Annotated in this window: 18 protein-coding genes and 1 pseudogene; 3 read left to right on the forward strand and 16 right to left on the reverse strand. The window is 52.5% G+C overall.

Annotated elements, in window-relative coordinates; translation table 11 throughout:
- Nucleotides 1-21: 21 nt before the first annotated feature.
- From HW273_RS00195 to HW273_RS00265, 15 genes and pseudogenes are all read right to left on the reverse strand, one after another.
- A complete protein-coding gene (locus tag HW273_RS00195; RefSeq protein WP_179009641.1) occupies nucleotides 22-420 on the reverse strand; it encodes a DUF1667 domain-containing protein in 399 nt (132 codons plus the stop codon).
- Nucleotides 417-1,648: pseudogene (locus HW273_RS00200) on the reverse strand (NAD(P)/FAD-dependent oxidoreductase). The gene HW273_RS00195 and the pseudogene HW273_RS00200 overlap by 4 nt, the downstream one beginning before the upstream one ends.
- On the reverse strand, nucleotides 1,645-3,102 hold the full coding sequence (locus HW273_RS00205) for an NAD(P)/FAD-dependent oxidoreductase (RefSeq protein WP_179009643.1): 1,458 nt from the start codon (nucleotides 3,100-3,102) through the stop codon (nucleotides 1,645-1,647). Before HW273_RS00205 ends, HW273_RS00200 begins: the two are co-directional and overlap by 4 nt.
- A gap of 46 nt (nucleotides 3,103-3,148) precedes the next feature.
- Nucleotides 3,149-3,829 carry a DNA alkylation repair protein gene (locus HW273_RS00210; protein ID WP_179009645.1) on the reverse strand — a complete coding sequence of 227 codons (681 nt, stop codon included), beginning with the start codon at nucleotides 3,827-3,829 and terminating at the stop codon, nucleotides 3,149-3,151.
- 184 nt (nucleotides 3,830-4,013) lie between these two features.
- A complete protein-coding gene (gene sdaAA, locus HW273_RS00215; protein ID WP_179009648.1) occupies nucleotides 4,014-4,898 on the reverse strand; it encodes an L-serine ammonia-lyase, iron-sulfur-dependent, subunit alpha in 885 nt (294 codons plus the stop codon).
- Between the two features lie 10 nt (nucleotides 4,899-4,908).
- Nucleotides 4,909-5,577, reverse strand: coding sequence for an L-serine ammonia-lyase, iron-sulfur-dependent subunit beta (gene sdaAB / locus HW273_RS00220; RefSeq protein ID WP_179009650.1), 669 nt, complete (start codon nucleotides 5,575-5,577; stop codon nucleotides 4,909-4,911).
- A 1-nt stretch (nucleotide 5,578) separates the two neighbouring features.
- Nucleotides 5,579-6,790 carry a dicarboxylate/amino acid:cation symporter gene (locus tag HW273_RS00225; protein ID WP_179009652.1) on the reverse strand — a complete coding sequence of 404 codons (1,212 nt, stop codon included), beginning with the start codon at nucleotides 6,788-6,790 and terminating at the stop codon, nucleotides 5,579-5,581.
- 308 nt (nucleotides 6,791-7,098) lie between these two features.
- The gene (uxaC, locus tag HW273_RS00230; RefSeq protein WP_179009654.1) at nucleotides 7,099-8,523 is read right to left on the reverse strand and encodes a glucuronate isomerase; all 1,425 of its coding nucleotides are present in this window, start codon (nucleotides 8,521-8,523) and stop codon (nucleotides 7,099-7,101) included.
- A gap of 142 nt (nucleotides 8,524-8,665) precedes the next feature.
- Complete coding sequence (locus tag HW273_RS00235) at nucleotides 8,666-9,442, reverse strand: SDR family NAD(P)-dependent oxidoreductase (protein ID WP_243206708.1); 777 nt, start codon at nucleotides 9,440-9,442, stop codon at nucleotides 8,666-8,668.
- A 64-nt stretch (nucleotides 9,443-9,506) separates the two neighbouring features.
- Nucleotides 9,507-10,727 (reverse strand): UxaA family hydrolase, encoded by a 1,221-nt coding sequence (locus tag HW273_RS00240; RefSeq protein WP_179009658.1) that lies wholly within the window; start codon nucleotides 10,725-10,727, stop codon nucleotides 9,507-9,509.
- Nucleotides 10,720-11,052: a UxaA family hydrolase gene (locus HW273_RS00245; RefSeq protein WP_179009660.1), complete on the reverse strand. Its 333-nt coding sequence runs from the start codon at nucleotides 11,050-11,052 to the stop codon at nucleotides 10,720-10,722. Before HW273_RS00245 ends, HW273_RS00240 begins: the two co-directional genes overlap by 8 nt.
- A 10-nt stretch (nucleotides 11,053-11,062) precedes the next feature.
- On the reverse strand, nucleotides 11,063-11,773 hold the full coding sequence (locus tag HW273_RS00250; RefSeq protein WP_179009662.1) for an RraA family protein: 711 nt from the start codon (nucleotides 11,771-11,773) through the stop codon (nucleotides 11,063-11,065).
- An 84-nt stretch (nucleotides 11,774-11,857) separates the two neighbouring features.
- Nucleotides 11,858-13,159, reverse strand: a complete 1,302-nt coding sequence (locus HW273_RS00255; protein ID WP_179009664.1) for a TRAP transporter large permease — start codon at nucleotides 13,157-13,159, stop codon at nucleotides 11,858-11,860.
- A complete protein-coding gene (locus HW273_RS00260) occupies nucleotides 13,156-13,641 on the reverse strand; it encodes a TRAP transporter small permease (protein WP_179009666.1) in 486 nt (161 codons plus the stop codon). The genes HW273_RS00255 and HW273_RS00260 overlap by 4 nt, the downstream gene beginning before the upstream one ends.
- Nucleotides 13,642-13,731: 90 nt before the next feature.
- Complete coding sequence (locus HW273_RS00265; protein ID WP_179009668.1) at nucleotides 13,732-14,811, reverse strand: TRAP transporter substrate-binding protein; 1,080 nt, start codon at nucleotides 14,809-14,811, stop codon at nucleotides 13,732-13,734.
- A 328-nt stretch (nucleotides 14,812-15,139) separates the two neighbouring features.
- On the opposite strand from HW273_RS00265, the gene HW273_RS00270 reads away from it, so the two are divergent.
- The 3 genes from HW273_RS00270 (at nucleotide 15,140) to HW273_RS00280 (ending at nucleotide 17,847) form a co-directional block, all read left to right on the forward strand.
- Nucleotides 15,140-16,282 carry an enolase C-terminal domain-like protein gene (locus tag HW273_RS00270; protein WP_179009670.1) on the forward strand — a complete coding sequence of 381 codons (1,143 nt, stop codon included), beginning with the start codon at nucleotides 15,140-15,142 and terminating at the stop codon, nucleotides 16,280-16,282.
- 70 nt (nucleotides 16,283-16,352) lie between these two features.
- Complete coding sequence (locus HW273_RS00275; protein ID WP_179009672.1) at nucleotides 16,353-17,102, forward strand: SDR family NAD(P)-dependent oxidoreductase; 750 nt, start codon at nucleotides 16,353-16,355, stop codon at nucleotides 17,100-17,102.
- 16 nt (nucleotides 17,103-17,118) lie between these two features.
- Complete coding sequence (locus HW273_RS00280; RefSeq protein WP_179009674.1) at nucleotides 17,119-17,847, forward strand: SGNH/GDSL hydrolase family protein; 729 nt, start codon at nucleotides 17,119-17,121, stop codon at nucleotides 17,845-17,847.
- 34 nt (nucleotides 17,848-17,881) lie between these two features.
- Here HW273_RS00280 and HW273_RS00285 read toward each other — a convergent pair whose 3' ends face one another.
- Nucleotides 17,882-18,955: a substrate-binding domain-containing protein gene (locus HW273_RS00285; protein WP_179009676.1), complete on the reverse strand. Its 1,074-nt coding sequence runs from the start codon at nucleotides 18,953-18,955 to the stop codon at nucleotides 17,882-17,884.
- Nucleotides 18,956-19,026 lie beyond the last annotated feature (71 nt).

Consider the following 19,026-nt stretch of genomic DNA (forward strand, 5'->3'; position numbering starts at 1 on the left):
AAGTTTTCCCGAAATATCCAATTAACTTTTAGAGAGCGTTTTATCAGGAGCTGCTTCCTCCTGTGCCGCAACATCCTTGATGGCAATTACATCCGCACCCAGACCCAAAATATCCGGAATCAGGACAGTGCCGCTGTATACCGGTGCCTCCAGAGTGATATTTTTGATTTCAGACATCACATCAAAAATACGATCCTTGGGGACGGCACGATTGAGACGTACGCTGGCGAGGGGCAGAACGCCGCCCTTCACGAGCACTGAGCTTGCGATGGTACGTCTCGGATCCGTAAGCTCCTGTTTTACATATTCTTCCCCACGCTTACAGCCGTTGCCTGTTACGGAAAATACATTTTTCCCCTCATATTCTGTTTCTATCTCACAGCCTCTCGGGCAAACGATGCATGTATATGTCCTTTTCATTCGACGCTCACCTCCAGTCGGCCTTCCCTCTCCAGCCGACCGGCCTTAATGGGGATCCGAATCATCTCTGCGGGAATCGCCTTCACCATTTTCTTCGCGGCTACCTCTCTCCCCCCTGCCGAACCACGATCCTTACCTCCTTCATAGGTCTGGAAACACGCAGACTTAAATCGAAGTCCTTCATTCCCGATACCTTCATTGGTACAGTATGATTGATCTGGGGCGCAAGCCCAATCTCTAAATTGCATTCCGGCAGTTCTCCGGCTTCGAGATATTCTGCCACCGCATCGGCAAGACGCTCCGCCTCCAGTGAGACAAAGTCCACCAGATCGTGAACATGGAGCACATTTCCTGCCGCAAAGATACCGGGCACATTTGTCCGGAAGCTCTCATCCACCACCGCGCCCCTCGTTCCGGGATGCAGGATAACGCCGGCTTCGCGGCTTAGTTCATTTTCCGGAATCAGCCCCACAGAAAGAATCAGCGTGTCACATTCATGATATTTCCCTGTTCCGGCGATGGGCTGAAAATGCGCATTCACTTCAGAAATGGTCACCCCTGTGAGACGGCTGCCGCCATGAATTTCCGTCACTGTATGCGATAAATACAGAGGAATGTGATAATCATTCAGACACTGCTCCACGTTTCGGGGCAGCCCCGCCGCATAAGGAGCAATCTCGAACACGCCGATGACCTTTGCCCCCTCCAGCGTGAGGCGCCTCGCCATAATCATGCCGATATCGCCGGAGCCCAGAATAATCGCATTCTTCGCCGGCATTCGGTTGTACAGGTTAATGTAGGCCTGCGCAACGCCGGCGGTAAAAACGCCTGCCGGTCGTTCCCCAGGAATCGCCAGCGCCCCCTGCGTTCTCTCTCTGCAGCCCATGGCGAGAACAACAGCCTTTGCCTGATAATGCAGAATGCCCTCCCGAGTGACCACAGTCACCCTCTTTTCGGGTGAAATGGCATAAACTGTCGCATTGGACAGAAGCTCGATTCCTCTTTTCTGCACTTCGTCAATAAACCTTTTGGCGTATTCCGGCCCGCTTATACCCTCTCCAAAACGGGTCAGCCCAAATCCGTCATGAATACACTGTCTGAGAATTCCCCCTGCCTGCCGCTCACGCTCCACAATAAGAATATCCCGAACGCCCTTTTTATTCAGCTCCAGCGCTGCAGCCAATCCCGCAGGACCCCCTCCGACAATGAGTACATCAATATTTCTCATCGTACATCCCTCAGCTTTCCGAATAAGAAATGGGAGCCCTGCCTTGCATACTCCAGCTCGGTTTCTTTAAGATTGCACTCCTCTTCCAGCATCTGGCTGATTCGCATCTGACAGTAACCGCCCTGGCACCTCCCCATCATAGCGCGCGTTCTGTATTTCATGCCCACCATGGTATGCACCCCCAGAGGATTGTGAATCGCATTCAGAATCTCTGCCTTCGAAACCTTCTGGCAGCGGCAAATGGTTTCTCCATAGTCCGGATTTTCCCTAATCAGCTCTTCCTGTTCCGCCGCAGAGAGCCTGGAGAACCGAACGCTCCCCTTACGGATGGGATTAAAATCCGCCTTCTCCCGAAGGGCTTCTCTCTCCTTCATCAGCTTGACGACATGTTCGGCAATGGGTACAGAGGCAGTAAGCCCCGGAGATTCTATTCCCACCAAATTCACCGCACGGGGAGCAATGTCGTCCAGAATTTCGATTTTAAAATCCTGAATTTTGCCATTTTCATCCAGCCACTTCGGCAAAATTCCGGAATAGCTTCGAATATAATCCCCTTTATTCACATGAGGCCAGATCATCATAGCCTGCTCATACAGGTAATCCAGATTTTTCTGTTCCACCCCATACCAATGATTGTTGTCCGTGTCCTCTGCCGTCGGCCCCAGCAGCACATTCCCATCGGTTGTTACCGAAACATGAATGCCCATATACGTATTGGAAGGAACCGTATAAATGGGCATGGGCACGAGCTTTCCCATCCTTTCGTCCAGCAGGATATAATCATCCTTGGAGTAAATCATTCGGCACTTCGGAATCCCCAGCATTTCCGAGATTTTACCGCAGTTAAGTCCCGCACTGTTAATGATCCAGCGCGCTGCAAGCTGCTCTCCCCCCGCCGTCACTACCCAGCCCCGCTCCTCTGTCCTTTCCAGCTGCGTAACTTCATGCTCGAAGTAAAAACGGCACCCGTTCTCCGCTGCATTTTCAGCCAGCGCGATGTTCATCATGAAAGGATCGATAATCCCGCTGTTTTCAGAGAGCATGGCAAACTCGCCCGCCACCGAGGGTACCAGACGATGCAGCTCCTCCTTTTCAATGATGCGAAGCCCTGTCGCACCGTTTACGTCACCCTGATGAAGCACCTCCAGAAGCCGCTTCCGTTCCTCAGGCGTAAACCCCACAAGCACCTTGCCGCACCGCTGAAAAGCAAAGCCCAGCTCCTTTGAGAGCTGTGTCATCATGCGGTTTCCTTCCACGCAGAATCTCGCCTTGAAGGTTCCCGCATCATAGGCGAAGCCGCCATGGCACACACCGGTATTCCGTCCCGTGGTTTCATAGCAGACATCCGGATTTTTCTCCATAACAGCGAGTCTGAGCCGATAGCGGGATAGTTCTCTTGCTATGGCAGAGCCAACCACGCCTCCGCCAATGATGAGGACATCATATTTTTCCATACTCTCATTCCTCAATGCTTGGATTTCTTCCTGTTTCCTCGCTCTTTCACACCTGTCTTTTCAGCCCCTTGAGCAGCGCCTTCTGTTCCGCCGTGATCCGATAGCTTTCCCTTGCTTTCTGAATTGTCTTATTGTGCGTCCAGACCGAGAGCCGGTGTTTTTCCAGATACGGCAGCGCCGCATCCCACTGCTTCGCGAGCGCGGTGGCAAAAAACCACGCGATCATCATATTGACATAATATTCCTCCGAACGGACGGATGCGGGAATCTCGAGGCACTCCGCTCTGAAGTCTCCATCAAGATAATGCGTCATCAGCATCCCTATTCCGAACCGGCAGGTGTAGCTGTGCTTCGATGCCGTCCACTCCCTGATTTTCCCGAGCAGGCGCTTCCTCTGCCCCTTGAATACTCTGGGCGAAAGGATGTCACACACCGCCCAATTGTCCACATACGGCAGAAACCGCTCCAATTCGCCGATGCAATCCTCATAGTCCCGAAGCTCCGAGAGCAGTACACTGTGCAGCATATCCTCATCATAATACCGATGCGGCAGCTGCCCGAGAAAATCTGCATAGTCCGCTTCCTTCAAAAGCGCTCTGGCGAGCTTCCGGAGCTCCGGTACGCGAACGCCGAGCATTCTGTCCGGAGAGACTCCCGGCGTAAGCTTCGCCTGAAACAGCGCGTATTCCCGATCCCGCAGTGAGAAAAGTCTATCGTAAATATCCATGCTTCTCCTTAAAAAAGCCGGAAAACCGCGAAGCAATCCTCCGCGGTTTTCCGGTATTCCTGTCCCCAGACCGAACGGCAGAAACCTTCAGTTTTATTCTGCCCGTTTCCCTCCTGTTCTGTCAAGTCACAAATATTTATTTTTCGAGCTTGATTTTTCGACTCCGTCTCTTATTCCACGCACTTTACACGTCGCCGAAAACCTGCTTCCGAAGCCGGATGCCCGTAGGCGTCGCCGCGAGTCCTCCCTTCGCAGTTTCCCTGAGACTGGAGGGCATAGCCTGCCCCACAGCATGCATCGCCTCAATGCATTCGTCCGCCGGGATCTTCAGATCAATCCCCGACAGTGCCATATCGGCAGAGGAAAACGCGATCATCACGCCGGAAACGTTCCGCTTGATGCAGGGAATCTCCACCAACCCGGCTACAGGATCGCAGACCAGCCCCATCTGGTTGACCAGTGACATTCCCAGCGCATCCGCACATTGCTGCGGGCTGCCGCCCATCAGCTCTACCAATGCGGCTGCCGCCATGCCGGAGGCACTGCCGCATTCCGCCTGACAGCCGCCCTCCGCTCCGGCTATGGAGGCATTCTGCGCGATCACCATGCCGAATGCCGCCGCAGTGAAGATGGACATCACGATATCCCATTTTGCAAACTTCCGATCTTCATACATGGATACGAGACAGCCCGGCAGAATGCCGCAGGAGCCCGCCGTCGGCGTCGCCACGATACGCCCCATCGCCGCATTGCAGTTGGAAACCGCCATAGCACGACCCATGGCGCGCGCCATGAACTGCCCCGACAGCCCTCCGGCTTTTTCCTCCGCATAGCGGAGCATTCTGCCGCCCTCTCCGCCGGTAAGCCCGGAGGTGGAGCACAGCGTCGGATCCTTCCCTGCCTGCACCGAAGCGCACATGACATCAAAGCTCTTCTCCATTCGACGGTACAGGGCTTCCTCTGTCTCCATCATCTGCTCCGCCTGATCGCGGAGGCAGACCTCACTGATTTTCTGCTGCGCCTGCTCTGCCGCATGCACCAGCTCTGCTATGGATTTGTATTTGATCATCTGCCGCTCCTTACAATGCCCGGATCAGGATGGCATTGACCACGTGATCCAGCTTCATGATATCGTCTGTCAGCCCCTGCGGCGGCATCTGGTCGATCTCTATGGTCATCAGCGCGAGCCCCCCTCTCTCCACCCGACTCAAACGGAAATTACCGATATTCAGGTCACTGTATTTGTCATAAATCAGCTTGGTGACATTGGCGATCACGCCGGGGCGGTCCCGATGCAGCACCAGAATCGTGTTGTTTTCTCCGGTGAAATCCACCCGGAGACCATTCACATGATCCACTCGAATATTTCCGCCGCCAATGCTCGCGCCCTCTACCACGCCCTCCGTACCGTCCTCACAGACATAGTGGATTCTGGCGGTATTCGGATGTGCACCCGGAATGTCCGTAGGAATAAAATGATACTCGATTCCCCGATCCCTCGCGATCTCAAGCGCGTTCCGGATCTCCTCCGCATAGCTGTGATAGCCCATAATCCCCGCCAGCAGCGCCCTGTCGGTTCCATGCCCCCGGTATGTGGTGGCAAAGGAGCCGGAAAGCTCGATGTCCACACGGCGGAGCGTCGCGCCGTTCGTCACCTTATTTACCACCCTGCCCAGACGAACAGCGCCAGCCGTATGAGAGCTGGAGGGCCCGATCATGATCGGACCGATAATATTAAATACGTTCATATCAGGCTGCAGCCTTTCCCTTCAGGAAGAAACGCTCATAGATCTCATTGACAATCACACCAATGGCATTGTCACCGGATATATTGCAGGCAGTTCCGAAGGAATCCTGTGTGATATAGAGCGCAACCATGATCGCGCAGATCGGGCCGTTCGGATCTCCCGCCTCCACGCCGAAAATCATATACAGGAACGGCAGGGCCGTCATGATCGAGCCGCCCGGTGCACCCGGAGAAGCGACCATCGCCACGCCCAGCGTCATAATGAAGGGTACCACCGTAGCGAGGCTGATCGGCAGCTGATTCATGAGGCATACCGCCGTCGCGCAGGCAGTGATGGTGATCATGGAGCCGCACATATGGATGTTTGCACAGAGCGGAACCACGAAGTTCCGGATCTGCTCGCAGATGCCGTCCTTCTTCGCGCACTCCAGATTTACCGGAATCGTCGCAGCGGAGGACTGGGTCCCCAGTGCCGTGGTATAGCCCGGGATCTGGTTCCGGAGCAGCTGGATCGGATTCTTCTTGGAGATCGAGCCTGCCAGCAGGAACTGCAGTGTGATATAAGCGAGATGCATCACGATCACTACCAGGAATACCTTCCAGAGGATTCCCAGAATGGTATAGGTCTTCCCGGAGCGGGTCATATCAATAAAGGTTCCGCAGATGTACAGCGGCAGCAGCGGAATGATGGCATTGTGCAGCACCTTATCGATGATGCCGGAGAAATCCTTGAAGCCGTTGTACAGAGAACTGCCGATCTCCTTTCCCCGCATCGAGGAGAGGCAAAGTCCCAGAATGAACGCCAGCACAACCGCGGACAGCGTATCCAGCAACGGCGGAAGAGAAATCCCGAAGTATGCGGCTACAGAATTATCCGCCGTCTCCTGAATCTTCTGCAGTGCATCTGCAGACATGAAGCTGGGGAACAGGCTGCTGGAAATGAGATAAGAAGCCGTTCCGGCAATGAGCGTGGAGCCGTACGCCAGCGCTACAGTAATCAACAGGAGCTTCCCTGCGCCCTGCGACAGATCCGCGATACCCATGGTCACATAGGCAAGGATCATCAGCGGAATAACAAACTTCAGAAACGTACTGAAAATAGATGATGCCGTGACGATCGTCTGACAGAACCACAGCGGCATAAACTGCCCGATCAGAATACCCAGGATAATCGCGATGATCAGACGCGGCACCAGTCCTATTTTAGTTTTCATACAACCCTCCTGATTTGAAAAATACATCCTCTTTTTTTCTTCGGCCGAATTTCGTTTTTATAACTATAGCAGAAATACAGCATTAAGTAAATTTCTACAATTTAATCATTATGTTTAATATTTTTTATGTGAAATTTATTTCCCGTCATTTTCTATTTTTACGGATAAATGTCCGCCTTATGAAGACAAATTCTCCGAATCCTACTTTTTCCGCCAGATGTCGCAGAAATACTACACAAAAAAGGAGGTGGTTTTTTGGGAGTCAAAAAAGAGATGGACACAAAGCCCATCTCTGATGCATCGACCGATTATAGCTCTACCTGAAAGCCGAAAAATGCATTGGCATTCCGAATACAGACATCCTCTATGATCTCCCGCAGATTTTCCTCCGATCCGAAATACTCCCCCCGGTCACAGAGCTCTCCCAGATAATTGCAGAGGATGCGGCGATACACCTCATGCCGCGGATAAGAAATGAAGGAGCGCGAATCTGTCAGCATTCCTACCGAAAGAGCGACCGGATACAAATTCCCGCAGCTTTCGAACTGCCGGGCGATCCCGAACTGCTGGTCATTGAACCACCATGGCGCCCCCAGCTGTACCTGCCCCTTCACAGAACCGTCACAGAACCCGGCTGCCAGAATCGCCCATGTCTCTGTTTTTGTTCTGTCCAGCGGATACAGAAGCACCTTCGGCAGCTCTCCCAGCTGCGTCAAACGATTCAGCAGCTCCCCCACAGAAGTCACGCTGCATTGGTCATCTGTACAGTCAAAGCCGCAGGACTGCCCTACTGTCTGCACGCCTTTCGTGTTCGCATCCAGATAGGTACCTATGTGAAGCTGCATCACACAGCCTTCCCGATGATACAATCTCCCCATCTCCAGAAGAAATGCGCTTTGATACTGATCCGTCTCGCGTCTCGTCAACGCCTGACCTGCCGCCGCCTTCCCGAATATCGCCTCTATTTCCTCTGTCGTATAGTCTTCCCAGCTAAAACGCGGCACTCCATTATCGGAGACCGTAGTCCCCGTCACCTCTCTGAAGTATCGAAGCCGGACGCTTAGCGCCTCGACAAGGTCAAAAAACCGTTCTATCCGTACCCCGGATGTCTCTCCCAGACGGCGCAGATAGTCCGGAAAGCCCGGATGGCTCAGGAACATAGCGCGATCCGGCCGAAATGCAGTGATTACCCGCGTACTTAATTCCCTTTTCTGCTGCAACAGCCTATGGCAGCCGAGATCATCCAGCGGATCCTCCGTCGTGGATAGCAGCTTCACCCTGGAATGCTCCAGGCACCAGCACCGGGTAATATGCTTCTCCCGGATCATACTCCTCGTTTTCTGATAAATCTCCTCTGCGTTCTCTGCCGTCAGCGGCTCGGAAATGCCAAAGTACCGCTTCAGCTCCAATGCGCACCAGATATAGATCGGATTCCCCGCCATTTTCGGCAGCACAGAGGCAAAGGCAAGATATTTCTCATGGAAGGAGGTTTCCGCTCCGGTAATCAGTCTCTCCTCTATCCCAAAAAGCCGCATCGCCCTCCACTTATAGTGATCGCCCTCCAGCCACATCTCTCCCAGATCCTCGAACTCTCTGTCTTCCACGATGTCCTTCGGAGATATATGACAATGATAATCAATAATAGGAAGATTCTCCGCATACTGATGATACAGCCTGCTGCCTGTTTCGCTGGTCAAAAACAGTTCTTCCGAAAATACTCCGCTGATCCCCATTCTTTTCTCCCTCTCAAATTCCAGATTCCTCTCTTCCGCTTTCCCTCCGCAAGACCATCCCCCTCAGAGCTTCCTAAGGAAGCGCTGATCCAATCGGAACACACGCCAATCACACATAAAACATGAATAAATCGGTATTTTCCTAAAACCCGATCAGGGCTCCGCCGTCCACAGGGATGCAGGAGCCGGAGATATACCGAGCCGCCTTCGAGCAGAGAAATGCCGCCGTCATCCCGATATCCATGGGATCCCCTATGGTTTTTGCCGGGATCCGCCCCATGATTTTCGCGAAACGTTCCGGATCCGCATCCACCGCCTTATGGAACATGAAGGTATCGATCCAGCCCGGTGCAATCGCATTGACGGTAATCCCGTATTCTGCCAGTTCTGCCGTCAGGGTATGTACCAGCCCCAGATATCCCGCCTTTGCCGTGGCATATCCCGCCACCTGAGGCTGTCCGATATAGGAGGTCATCGACGCCTGAAACAGAATCCTCCCATGGCGGTGCTCTTTCATATACGGAACGACCGCCTTTGTCATGGAGAACGCACCTACCAGCTGTACCTCCAGCACTCTCGTGTAATCCTCCACTGTCATATCCCAGATAAATTTCTTGCAGTGATTTCCCGCATTATTCACCAGAATACTTATGCCGCCGAAATCCCGTATTACCTTCTCTACCACAGCCTCCGCATTTCCCGCATCCGTCAGGTCATGCTGGTAAAATTTCACTGCCGCACCGAATTCTGCCAGCGCCGCAGCCGACTGTTCCGGATTTTCGAAGCTAATCACCGCCACTCTCGCTCCCGCCGAAACCAGACAGCGGGTAATCGCCAGCCCCAAACCGGTGGCTCCGCCGGTGACAATCGCGGTCTCCCCATCCAAGCGATACCAATCGCCTATAGAAAACTCTCTCATTTCTTTCTCCGTAAATGCCGCCATATTTCCCTGCCTTCTCTCTAAGCCGCAGGTTCCGTCCCAGCTATTTGCAGGGAAGAACCGTCTTCTCCTGATACTTGTAGGGCACAAAAAACTCCCGATGCCCCAATGCCTCCGACTTCGTCATCTGTCCTGCTGCAATTTCCGACACATAATCTGCAAGCTCCCATGACAGTTCATCCAGATTTTTCTTTCCTTCCAACAAGGGGCTGGCATCGAATTCCATGTCCTCCGACATATGCAGGAAGGTTTCGTGATTACCGGTAATCTTCACGCAGGGAGCAATTGCACTTCCCACCACGCTGCCCCGCCCGGTTACCAGAAATACAATATGCGCTCCGCAAGCAGCCAGTGCCGTCAATCCCTCGCTGTCATTCGGATTCGTAATGCCGAACTGCATCCAATGCGAATCCGGTGTCGTGTCCAGAAGCCACAGCCCTGCATACCTGGGTAGTTCCGTCACCTTCAACACCCCCTGTATCGGCTGCGAGCCGCTCTTTATCACTGCCCCCATGGATTTCTCTTCAATAGTGGACAGTCCCCCGGCAAAGTTTCCCGGGCTCACGGAATACTGCCTCACAGAACGGCAATATTCCAACGCCTTTTTATAAGTATACCGAATTTCCTCTCTGGCTGTATCGTTCGCCGCCCGATCCAAGAGTATATCGCAAAGACCGATCGCCTCCACAATCTCCTCAAAAACAGCAGTGCCTCCCAGTTCCACCAAATGATCATAGAATTTGCCTACTACCACATTTCCTGCCAGTCCCGAAGTATAATCTGAACCGCCGCATTCTGCCCCGACCACCAGATCCGAAAAATGCATTTCCGCCCGCTCTGTATGTAACAGCATTCGAAGCGCCTGTTTCCCCCACTCTGCCCCCCTCTCCACCGCAGGCCGGGTACCGCCCTCTCTCTGGATAAACATCCACCGCGCAGGCTTTCCCTCCTGTTCCGCGATATCTGCCAGCCATTCCGGCTGCACATATTCACAGCCCAAGCCAACCACCAAAACCGCCCCCACATTAGGATGACGGATCATTCCGATCAGCAGATTCACCGCATACTGATTGTCTGTGCATCCATCAAAGCCGAGCAGCTCTACATCTGTATGATGCAGCTCTTCCACGATTCTCCGCGCTACCTGCTCCGCGCACTTCACCGTATAGATCACCAGCAGGCGATTTCGAATCCCCAGCCCTCCATCCCGCCTGCGGTAACCCATCCATACCTTATCCTTTAATTTTTCCCATCCCTTATTCATACTTAATGTCTTTTGGCGTTCCTGTCACCGCGTCCAGATGCTCCGATCTCTCGTCGTAAAGGCTCTTCATCACATGCAGATGCACCCAGCTCCCTTTCTCTATGTCAGCCGTTGCTCTCCCGATTACAATGCCGTATTTCCTGATTTCTTCTCCCGCAGGGATATCCCGCAGCGCAAGCTTGTGCCCTATGGGGATCCTTTCCTGTGCCCTTATCGCCTCCCCGGCAGCTTCTCCTATAAGCTCTGCCTCCTCTCCTGCCGGAATTTCAGACAAAGCTGTTGCTACATTGTCTTTTGCATTGATTCGAAACGCCCTTCTTTTCATGGCTTATCCTCTACAGCACGCCAAACTTCCGAAATGCTTCTGTCGCTGTCATGCCGCCTTCTATCGCCTTTCGTACCAGCTTTTCCTGTGAAGCCTTCTCCAATGCCCTTTCCAGCACCTCCTCGATCCGCTCCCCGGGAATCGCCAACACTCCGTCAAGGTCTCCGAAAATCAGATCCCCGTCATGAATCGTTACCTGTCCGATTTCTATCGTACATCGCATATCGCAGACATAAGTACGAATAGAGGAATCCTGCGCCCAGCACTGCCGGCAAAATACCGGGAACTTCTGTGACAGTACCTGCGGTGTATCCCGGGAATATCCGTCCAGAACCGCTCCTGCCGCGCCTCTCGCCTTGGCCGCCGCCGTCAAAAGCTCCCCCCACAGTGCCGAGTGATGCGCCCCCGTCGCCACATATATTTCATTCGGCCGCAGCTGATCCAATGCCTCCGTGAGATAACCAAACGGCTTTTTCGGCATACCATAGACATCATTTTCCAGCACCGTACAGGCGAAGCCGGCAAGACTTACGCTATCCTCTGTCCTTTTCTCCTCGTCATGGCCTCCCGCAGCCGCCAGCACCGAAAGCGGACGGAGCTCTGCCGGTAAAAACTGATGAGAAAAGCCCATTTGATCCAGAATATCCCCTACAACCGGCGTATACAGTCTTTCCTTCACGATCGCCAGCATTTCCCCTGTATCCCTCCAGAACCTTGCCATTCTATATTCCCCTCTTTCCCTCTCATTCATCTCGGCATTGCGTCAGTTCAAAATGCGCCAACAGCCCGCGTCCCTTCCTCCCTTTTAATACATCATTTCCGGAAGCCACATAAAGGATTGCGGAAAATAGGTCAAAATAAGCAATGCAGCCGCCATGGTAATGTAAAACGGAAGCATAGCCTTTGACAGCTTCTCGATCCGGATTCCGGAAATCGCCGAGCCGATAAAAAGAGTCGAGCCTACTGGCGGTGTCAGAAGTCCGATTCCCAGGTTCAGAACCATCACTACGCCCAGATGGATCGGAGAGAGTCCCAGCGCCATCCAGATGGGCAGCACAACCGGCGTCAGCATGAGAATCAGGCATGCCATCTCTATTAAACATCCAAGAAACAGCATCAGCAGATTCAGGAGGATCAAAATCAGGATTTTATTACCCGTAACAGACAGCAGCATACGAGAGGCGTTTTCCGGAATCTTCAGGTAGGTAAGCAGGTAGGTAAAGGCTCCCGAGACCCCGATCAGGATCAGCACCTTCCCCAGCGTCATGGTAACATTATGGAAGATATGCGGGATGTCCCGCAGCCGGAATCCCCGATAAATAAACAGTCCCACCATCAACGACCATACTACCGCCACTGCGGCAGACTCTGTTGTCGTAAACACACCGGCGATGACGCCCACCACTACGATCAGCACCGCCAGAAGTCCCCAAACGGAACGAAGCAGCGACCGCATGCATTTCTTAGGATGAAATCGGCCTGTGACCGGTATCCCGTTTTTCTTGGAATAATAATAGGAATAAATCATCAGCACCAAGGACAGCACAGCTCCCGGAACATATCCCGCCAGAAACAGCTGCCCGATGGAAACGGTAGTGACCCCTGCCGCCGCCAATGTATAGATCACCATATTTTGAGAAGGCGGCACCAGAATCCCTTCCACCGAGGATGCCATCGTCAGACAGGTAGAGAACGGACGGTCATAGCCCTGCTCCTCCATCATTTTGATCTCTATAGGTCCCAGTGACGCGCAGTCGGCAGAGGAGGATCCTGAGATCCCTCCGAAAAAGAAGGAAGCCACCACATTCACCATCGCCGCCCCGCCTCTGACCCATCCTACCAGCTCCTTCGAAAAGTCGATCAGGCGCTCTGTCACACCGCCCGCTCCCATCAGCTCTCCCATGGTAATGAAGAAGGGAACCGCCAGCAGGGTATAGGAATTCAGATTTGAGACAAATTTCAGCGCCATCTGCATCGGATTGATTCCCAGATAAAAAAAGTCCGCCAAAGACGCGATTCCAATCGCATAGACAATGGGTACTCTGGCAAATACCAGCACCAGAAAAAGTCCAATCAGCAATATAGTAGCAATCATTGTCTGTGTCATTTCTGTTCGAGCCTCCCTACCCACTGGGAAACCAGTGCGAAGATATACAGCACCCCTGTCACCGGTAGGGACGCATACATCCACGCATACGGTACATTGATGCCTGCAATCGTATTGCTTCTGGCCTGCTTCATCAGATGTGCCCCATAGAAAATCATAAAGCCCGCAAACGCCAGCACGCAGAGCAGCGTCAGGATATCTGTCAGGAGCATCTGTTTCTTCGACAGCTTATTATCAAACATAGTCACTCGCAGATGTTCATCCGTCCGCAGCACCAGTGCCGAACCCAGAATGGACATCCATGAAAGCAGAAGCAGAGAAAGCGGCTCTCCCCACATAGGCGAATCATGCAGAATATACCTTCCGATAAAAATATAAAATACGATCAATATCAATGCACTCAGCATCCCGGCACATATATATTTCAGCGCTGTAAAGATACCTTTATCAATGGGAGCCCAGATCTTCCTAAATCTCTCCATCTCGGATCTCCTTTCCCGTTTTCCTTCTTCGAGCGGCGCCGCCTGTTTTTCACAGCGTCCCCCTTCTGCACCCATTATATTTATTTCCCGTTAATACTTCCCGGCAGCAAGTCTCTGAATAATCTTCTGCTCTTCCTCGCTGTAGGAGGCATATACGGATTGGCATGCTTCCTGCCACTTGTCGAGATCCGGAACCTCCAGCTTCGTAACCCCCTTCTCCAAAAAAGAAGCATACGCCGCCTGCTCCTGCTTCTGATTGTATTCGTAGCATGCCTCAGAGCCCGCCTCGGAAGCCTCCAGCATCCACTCCTTCTGTTCCTCCGTAAGAGAATTCCATTTATCCTTATTCATCAGAACTACTCCGCAGCCAAAGGTGTGCGCATCCGGTATGAAATACGGAGCCACTTCATTAAAGGAATTAGACAGATATGAGGTCACTCCATTCTCCGCTCCGTCCACCACGCCGGACTGCAGAGAGGTATACAGCTCAGAATAGGCAATCGGTGTCGCCGACGCCCCCAACCCTTTCATGGTATTTACCATCAGATCTGTCTCCGGCACCCGGATTTTGAGCCCCTTCATCATGTCCAGGCTGAATGCGGAAGGCTTTCCCAGCTTGTCATAAGCAGATTGCGTGAGGAACAGAGATCTCGGCCCCTCCACCATCCAGCCCAGCGCCACATATCCACAATCCGCCTGATCTACAGAGTCCAGCAGCTCCTGCCCCAGGGAAGATACTGCCATATCGTGAAACTGTGCCATATCCTTAAAGAGATATGGAAGCCCGGTAAGCCCTATTACCTTCGCTCCATAATTCGGCAGGGAGGATGCGTTCCCCCGAAAGATGTCCAGTGTCCCCATCTGTATTCCCTGCATGGAGGTTTTCTCATCTCCCAGGGTTCCATTCTCATATAAATCTATGACGATCTGCCCCCCGGACACTTCCTCTACCTTTTCTTTGAAGGCTTTGGCTCCCACTGTCGCCCCATACTCGTCTCCATTCACCTCCGACCACTTCAGCACCAAACCGTCTCCCGTCGTCTTCGCTTCCGCCTGCGCTGCGCTTGTCGGGGGCAGCGTCCCCGCCGGAGCGCTTTCCTTTACCTGTCCGCATGCGCCCAGCGTCAGTGCTGCCGCTCCCACAACTGCAATCCACAAACTTCTCTTCATTTTTCTCCTCCTGTTGCTGAAAAACACCTCTGCACGAATTAAAAATCTCTCCGGATTTCCTTTAATTATTTCCAAAATATCACTATAACGTTTTACTGTCAATATTATCATTCATTTTAGTAATTTTAGCGTTATTTTTCTACATTATGTATATTTTGATAGAATTTTATCGTTAAAAATATAGATTTTCTTTTTTATCTCTTTATTTTATTTAATTTTTTGCACTGTTCTGCTAGATTATATTAAAACGTTTTATGTCTCGTGGCATTTGCTATGCCGCAGCCGGACGTAAAAACAAATATGAAACATAGGAGGGCAAAGGGCAGCTATGGTTGTTACGAAATTTGAAAGCTGGTGGGTCGAAAGAGGGAAATGCCTTTTCGACAGAAAAAGACAAGGAAGCGCCAAGATGGGCTGGGACGTTCTGGTCATTCAGCTGACTGCGGATAACGGGATTACCGGTTCCGCCACCTGTATGGCAGCCCGCTCCGGCGCGGTATCCGAAGCATACCTGAACGAAACCATCGCTCCGGTGGTACTGGGACGGGATCCGCATGACCGCGAGGCAATCTTTCAGGAGCTATGGAGCATCGACCGCCACGAGGCTTTTTTTCCCGTGTTCCTGCCCGGTCCCATAGACGTGGCGCTCTGGGATATGTGTGCCAGAGAAGCGAAGCTGCCCCTCTATAAATATATCGGCGCCTGCAGAAGCAGCCTTCCGGTATACGCAAGCTCGAACTTTCTGCCTCATGCAGAAGACTATGTTGCAGAGGCACTTTATTATAAAAAGAGGGGAATCAAGGCTTACAAAGTCCACCCCAGCGGCCCTGTCCCCTTCGATATGGAGGTTCATCAGGCAGTCAGGGATGCCGTAGGAGAGAGTTTTACGCTGATGTCGGATCCGGTAGGAACCTACACCCTGAATGAAGCGATCCGCGTAGGCCGGCAGCTGGAGCAGCTGCATTACGAATGGTTCGAGGAGCCCTTCCGGGACTTTGAGCTCTGGAAGTATACCGAGCTATGCCGGACGCTGGACATCCCCATTGCCGCAACCGAAACAACTCGAGGGTGTCACTGGGGCGTCGCACAGGTCATCGCACAGCGAGCCGCAGACATTGTCCGTGCCGACGTTTCCTGGAAGCACGGCATCACAGGCACCCTGAAAATCGCACATCTGGCAGAGGCATTCGGGCTGAACTGTGAGATTCACACTACCACCATGAATTACATGGACATGGTAAATCTTCATGTCAGCTGCGCTATCAAAAACTGCAAATATTTCGAATACTTTGTGCCGGAGGACCATTACCGCCTTCCCATGAAGGGGGATCTCCCCATTGACAGCGAAGGCATGATTCATGCACCGAATGCCCCCGGGATCGGTGCAGAGCTGGACTGGGAGCTGATTCAGGCTTCCTGCAGAAGCTATTGCTGTCAGGAATATGCAGAGGGAAGCTCCGCAGCCGTCTGATCTCATCATCCAGCCGCTTTATGCATATAAGCAAGGCAGCTCACAAAGCCATTATAAAGGAGAAAGAAATATGGAAGAATTATCCGGCTATGCCGGCATCGTTACCGGAGGCTCCAGCGGAATCGGTCTGGAAATTGCAAATCAGCTGGCACTGGCGGGCGCCGCCGTTTATGTCGTCTCCAGAACAGGGAAAGAAAAAGAAGGACTGCAAAGCAGCCCGAAAGGCGTCATCCATCAGCAGGGAGATATCCGAAACCGTTCGGAAATGCAGGCGCTGGTTCAGAGGCTCGCCGCAACGCACGGCGGTCAGCTGGACTTTCTGGTAAACAACGCCGGCAGCTCCTATAAGTGTCTTGCTCAGGATTTCCCAGAGGAGGAATATGACCGGATCATGGAAATCAATGTGAAGGCAGGATTCCAGATGGCGCAGCTGCTCTACCCCTATCTGAAGAGAAGTCCTCACAAAGGAAGAATTCTCAATATTTCCAGCATGAGCGCCCATCTGGGCTTCAGTCAGGTCGTTCCCTACTGCATTTCCAAGGCTGCAGTCGTGGGAATGACACGAGGTCTCGCCACAGAATGGGCAAACGAAAATATCTGCGTGAATTCCATCGCCCCCGGCTGGTTCCATTCCCGTCTTTTGGACGAAATAGCGGATGAAAAACGACGGACGCAGATCCTGCAAAAAATACCGGTTCACGCTTTCGGAAATACAGAAGATCTGGGTGCGCTTGCCGCTTTCCTCATAGGCCCTCACGGAAGCTACATAAACGGGCAGGATCTCGCAGTTGACGGCGGCGCCCTGTGTTTTGGCTTCTAAGAGAAAGGAGACCTGATTGAAACGTATTCTCTGCTTCGGCGACTCCAATACCTGGGGCGTCATTCCGGAGCCCAAGAAGAATCCCTTTCCCTCTCTGCGATATGACGAGCAGACTCGCTGGCCCTGCGTTCTCGCAAGAGATCTGGGCAAAAACTGGAGGATTCTGGAGGAGGGTTTAGGCGGAAGAACCACTATTTATACTGTTCCCGGAGAAGCCTATCGCCTCGCCAGCACCTACCTCGAGCCCTGTCTGCTGAGTCATCGTCCGCTGGACTATGTGATCCTCATGCTGGGAACCAATGATATACAGCCGAAATTTCACAAAGAAGCACTCCAACCCAATCGACTCAACGCAGGAATCCGCGCACTGCTGCAGATCATCCTATCCGTTCCGGAATGCGGCACAGGCAGCGTTTCGCCTCGAATCCTCCTGCTCGCCCCCCCTCCCATCCGCCTTTCCTCGTCCAGACCGGATGTCAGTGCCAAATACGGAATGGAAGCAGGCGTCCTCCTTTCCCATCATTTCTCTTCGGAATATCAGAAGCTTTGCGAAAGCTTCCCCGCAGAATTTCTGAACGCTTCCCTTTATGCAGAAGCTTCCGAAGCGGACGGCATCCACTTCACAAGGAACAGCCACGTCCGACTGGGGCATGCCGTAGCGAAAAAAATCCGAAATTGGGAGCGCAGCGCTCCGGAAGCTCCCGAAATTTCTTCCGAAATCCTGCGAAGCAGCATCGAAATGTAATACAGCCCGCTCCCAAAAATCCATACGGCACCGCTTACTTTCCGAGCAGCAGTGCCGTATGATTTTTATTCTGATACATCTCAATGTTGCTGCGGAATACCACATCGGCACCTACATAGATTTTCCGTTCCGGTCGATTCCCGTTTAAAAAATAGTCTATCAGTGCCCACAATCCCAGATATCCTTCCGCATAAGGATTTTTCTGTATCACGTTATCAAAGATTCCTTCCTTTAAACGCCGCGCCGTCTCCTCCGATAAATCCGTGCCGAGCGAAAACAGTCTCGATGCCTTTCCGGATTCCTCCAACGCCCTTCCCAGAAGAATCGTCCCCTGCGAAAACACAGCGCAGCAGGATGCCACATCCGGTCTGGATATCTCCCGCAGGATGTGGATGTAGTTGATCTCATCCATAGTCCAGGAGAAATCGCGGTAGATCATATTATAAATCTGATTCTCCCGCAGATACCGTTCAAAGCCCCGCATCACCAGATTATGAGACGCATATTTCGGGTTCCCTGCAGCAATGAAGATACTCCCATACCCTGCGATGCGGCTGCTTATCAGCTCCGCCATCGTTCTGCCGATCACATCGTAATTCGGTTCTATACAGCAAAGCACATCCCTCCCCGGCTTCTCCGAATGAATCACCACGATTTTAGTTTCCAACGATTCCAGAAGCTCCCAATCCTCCTCTGAAAGCACATCCTCATGTCCCGCTGTCAGAAGCCCGTCGATCTCCTTTCCCTGAATCCGCTTCAAGAGCTCCGTTCGAACCTGCTCATGATTCGCCGTTGAATAGGGAAACTCCAGATAAGAAAAATTCACCTTCTGTCGTTGTATCACATCATGGATGCCCTGCCAGATCTGCGGAAAGAAATATTTGTTGTCGCCCTCCTCTGACGGAAGCAGGATCGCAATCGTTTTCCTCTTCTGCTTCAGCATAGATGCCATCGCATTCGGCTGATAGCCCAGCTCTGCAGCCACTCTCTTAATCAGTACCTTTTTTTCTTCCCCCACTCCTTTCTTCCCGTTCAAAGCAATATGTACCGCGCTGACGCTGACACCGGCCTTCTCCGCCACATCCCGAATCGTGATTGTTTTGTTCACATCCGCTCCTCTCCGGACAGTCACTCCCTGTCTCTGCATCTATGAGCAGATTATAGCATGAAAACCGGCCC

The organism is Oribacterium sp. oral taxon 102 (assembly GCF_013394775.1).
Taxonomy (GTDB): domain Bacteria; phylum Bacillota; class Clostridia; order Lachnospirales; family Lachnospiraceae; genus Oribacterium.

What these genes read in the sequence shown, in the direction of transcription:
- HW273_RS00195 (WP_179009641.1), bottom strand. Translation starts at nt 420, where the DNA reads ATGAAAAGGACATATACATGCATCGTTTGCCCGAGAGGCTGTGAGATA.
- HW273_RS00205 (WP_179009643.1), bottom strand. Translation starts at nt 3,102, where the DNA reads ATGGAAAAATATGATGTCCTCATCATTGGCGGAGGCGTGGTTGGCTCT.
- HW273_RS00210 (WP_179009645.1), bottom strand. Translation starts at nt 3,829, where the DNA reads ATGGATATTTACGATAGACTTTTCTCACTGCGGGATCGGGAATACGCG.
- sdaAA (WP_179009648.1), bottom strand. Translation starts at nt 4,898, where the DNA reads ATGATCAAATACAAATCCATAGCAGAGCTGGTGCATGCGGCAGAGCAG.
- sdaAB (WP_179009650.1), bottom strand. Translation starts at nt 5,577, where the DNA reads ATGAACGTATTTAATATTATCGGTCCGATCATGATCGGGCCCTCCAGC.
- HW273_RS00225 (WP_179009652.1), bottom strand. Translation starts at nt 6,790, where the DNA reads ATGAAAACTAAAATAGGACTGGTGCCGCGTCTGATCATCGCGATTATC.
- uxaC (WP_179009654.1), bottom strand. Translation starts at nt 8,523, where the DNA reads ATGGGGATCAGCGGAGTATTTTCGGAAGAACTGTTTTTGACCAGCGAA.
- HW273_RS00235 (WP_243206708.1), bottom strand. Translation starts at nt 9,442, where the DNA reads ATGAGAGAGTTTTCTATAGGCGATTGGTATCGCTTGGATGGGGAGACC.
- HW273_RS00240 (WP_179009658.1), bottom strand. Translation starts at nt 10,727, where the DNA reads ATGAATAAGGGATGGGAAAAATTAAAGGATAAGGTATGGATGGGTTAC.
- HW273_RS00245 (WP_179009660.1), bottom strand. Translation starts at nt 11,052, where the DNA reads ATGAAAAGAAGGGCGTTTCGAATCAATGCAAAAGACAATGTAGCAACA.
- HW273_RS00250 (WP_179009662.1), bottom strand. Translation starts at nt 11,773, where the DNA reads ATGGCAAGGTTCTGGAGGGATACAGGGGAAATGCTGGCGATCGTGAAG.
- HW273_RS00255 (WP_179009664.1), bottom strand. Translation starts at nt 13,159, where the DNA reads ATGACACAGACAATGATTGCTACTATATTGCTGATTGGACTTTTTCTG.
- HW273_RS00260 (WP_179009666.1), bottom strand. Translation starts at nt 13,641, where the DNA reads ATGGAGAGATTTAGGAAGATCTGGGCTCCCATTGATAAAGGTATCTTT.
- HW273_RS00265 (WP_179009668.1), bottom strand. Translation starts at nt 14,811, where the DNA reads ATGAAGAGAAGTTTGTGGATTGCAGTTGTGGGAGCGGCAGCACTGACG.
- HW273_RS00270 (WP_179009670.1), top strand. Translation starts at nt 15,140, where the DNA reads ATGGTTGTTACGAAATTTGAAAGCTGGTGGGTCGAAAGAGGGAAATGC.
- HW273_RS00275 (WP_179009672.1), top strand. Translation starts at nt 16,353, where the DNA reads ATGGAAGAATTATCCGGCTATGCCGGCATCGTTACCGGAGGCTCCAGC.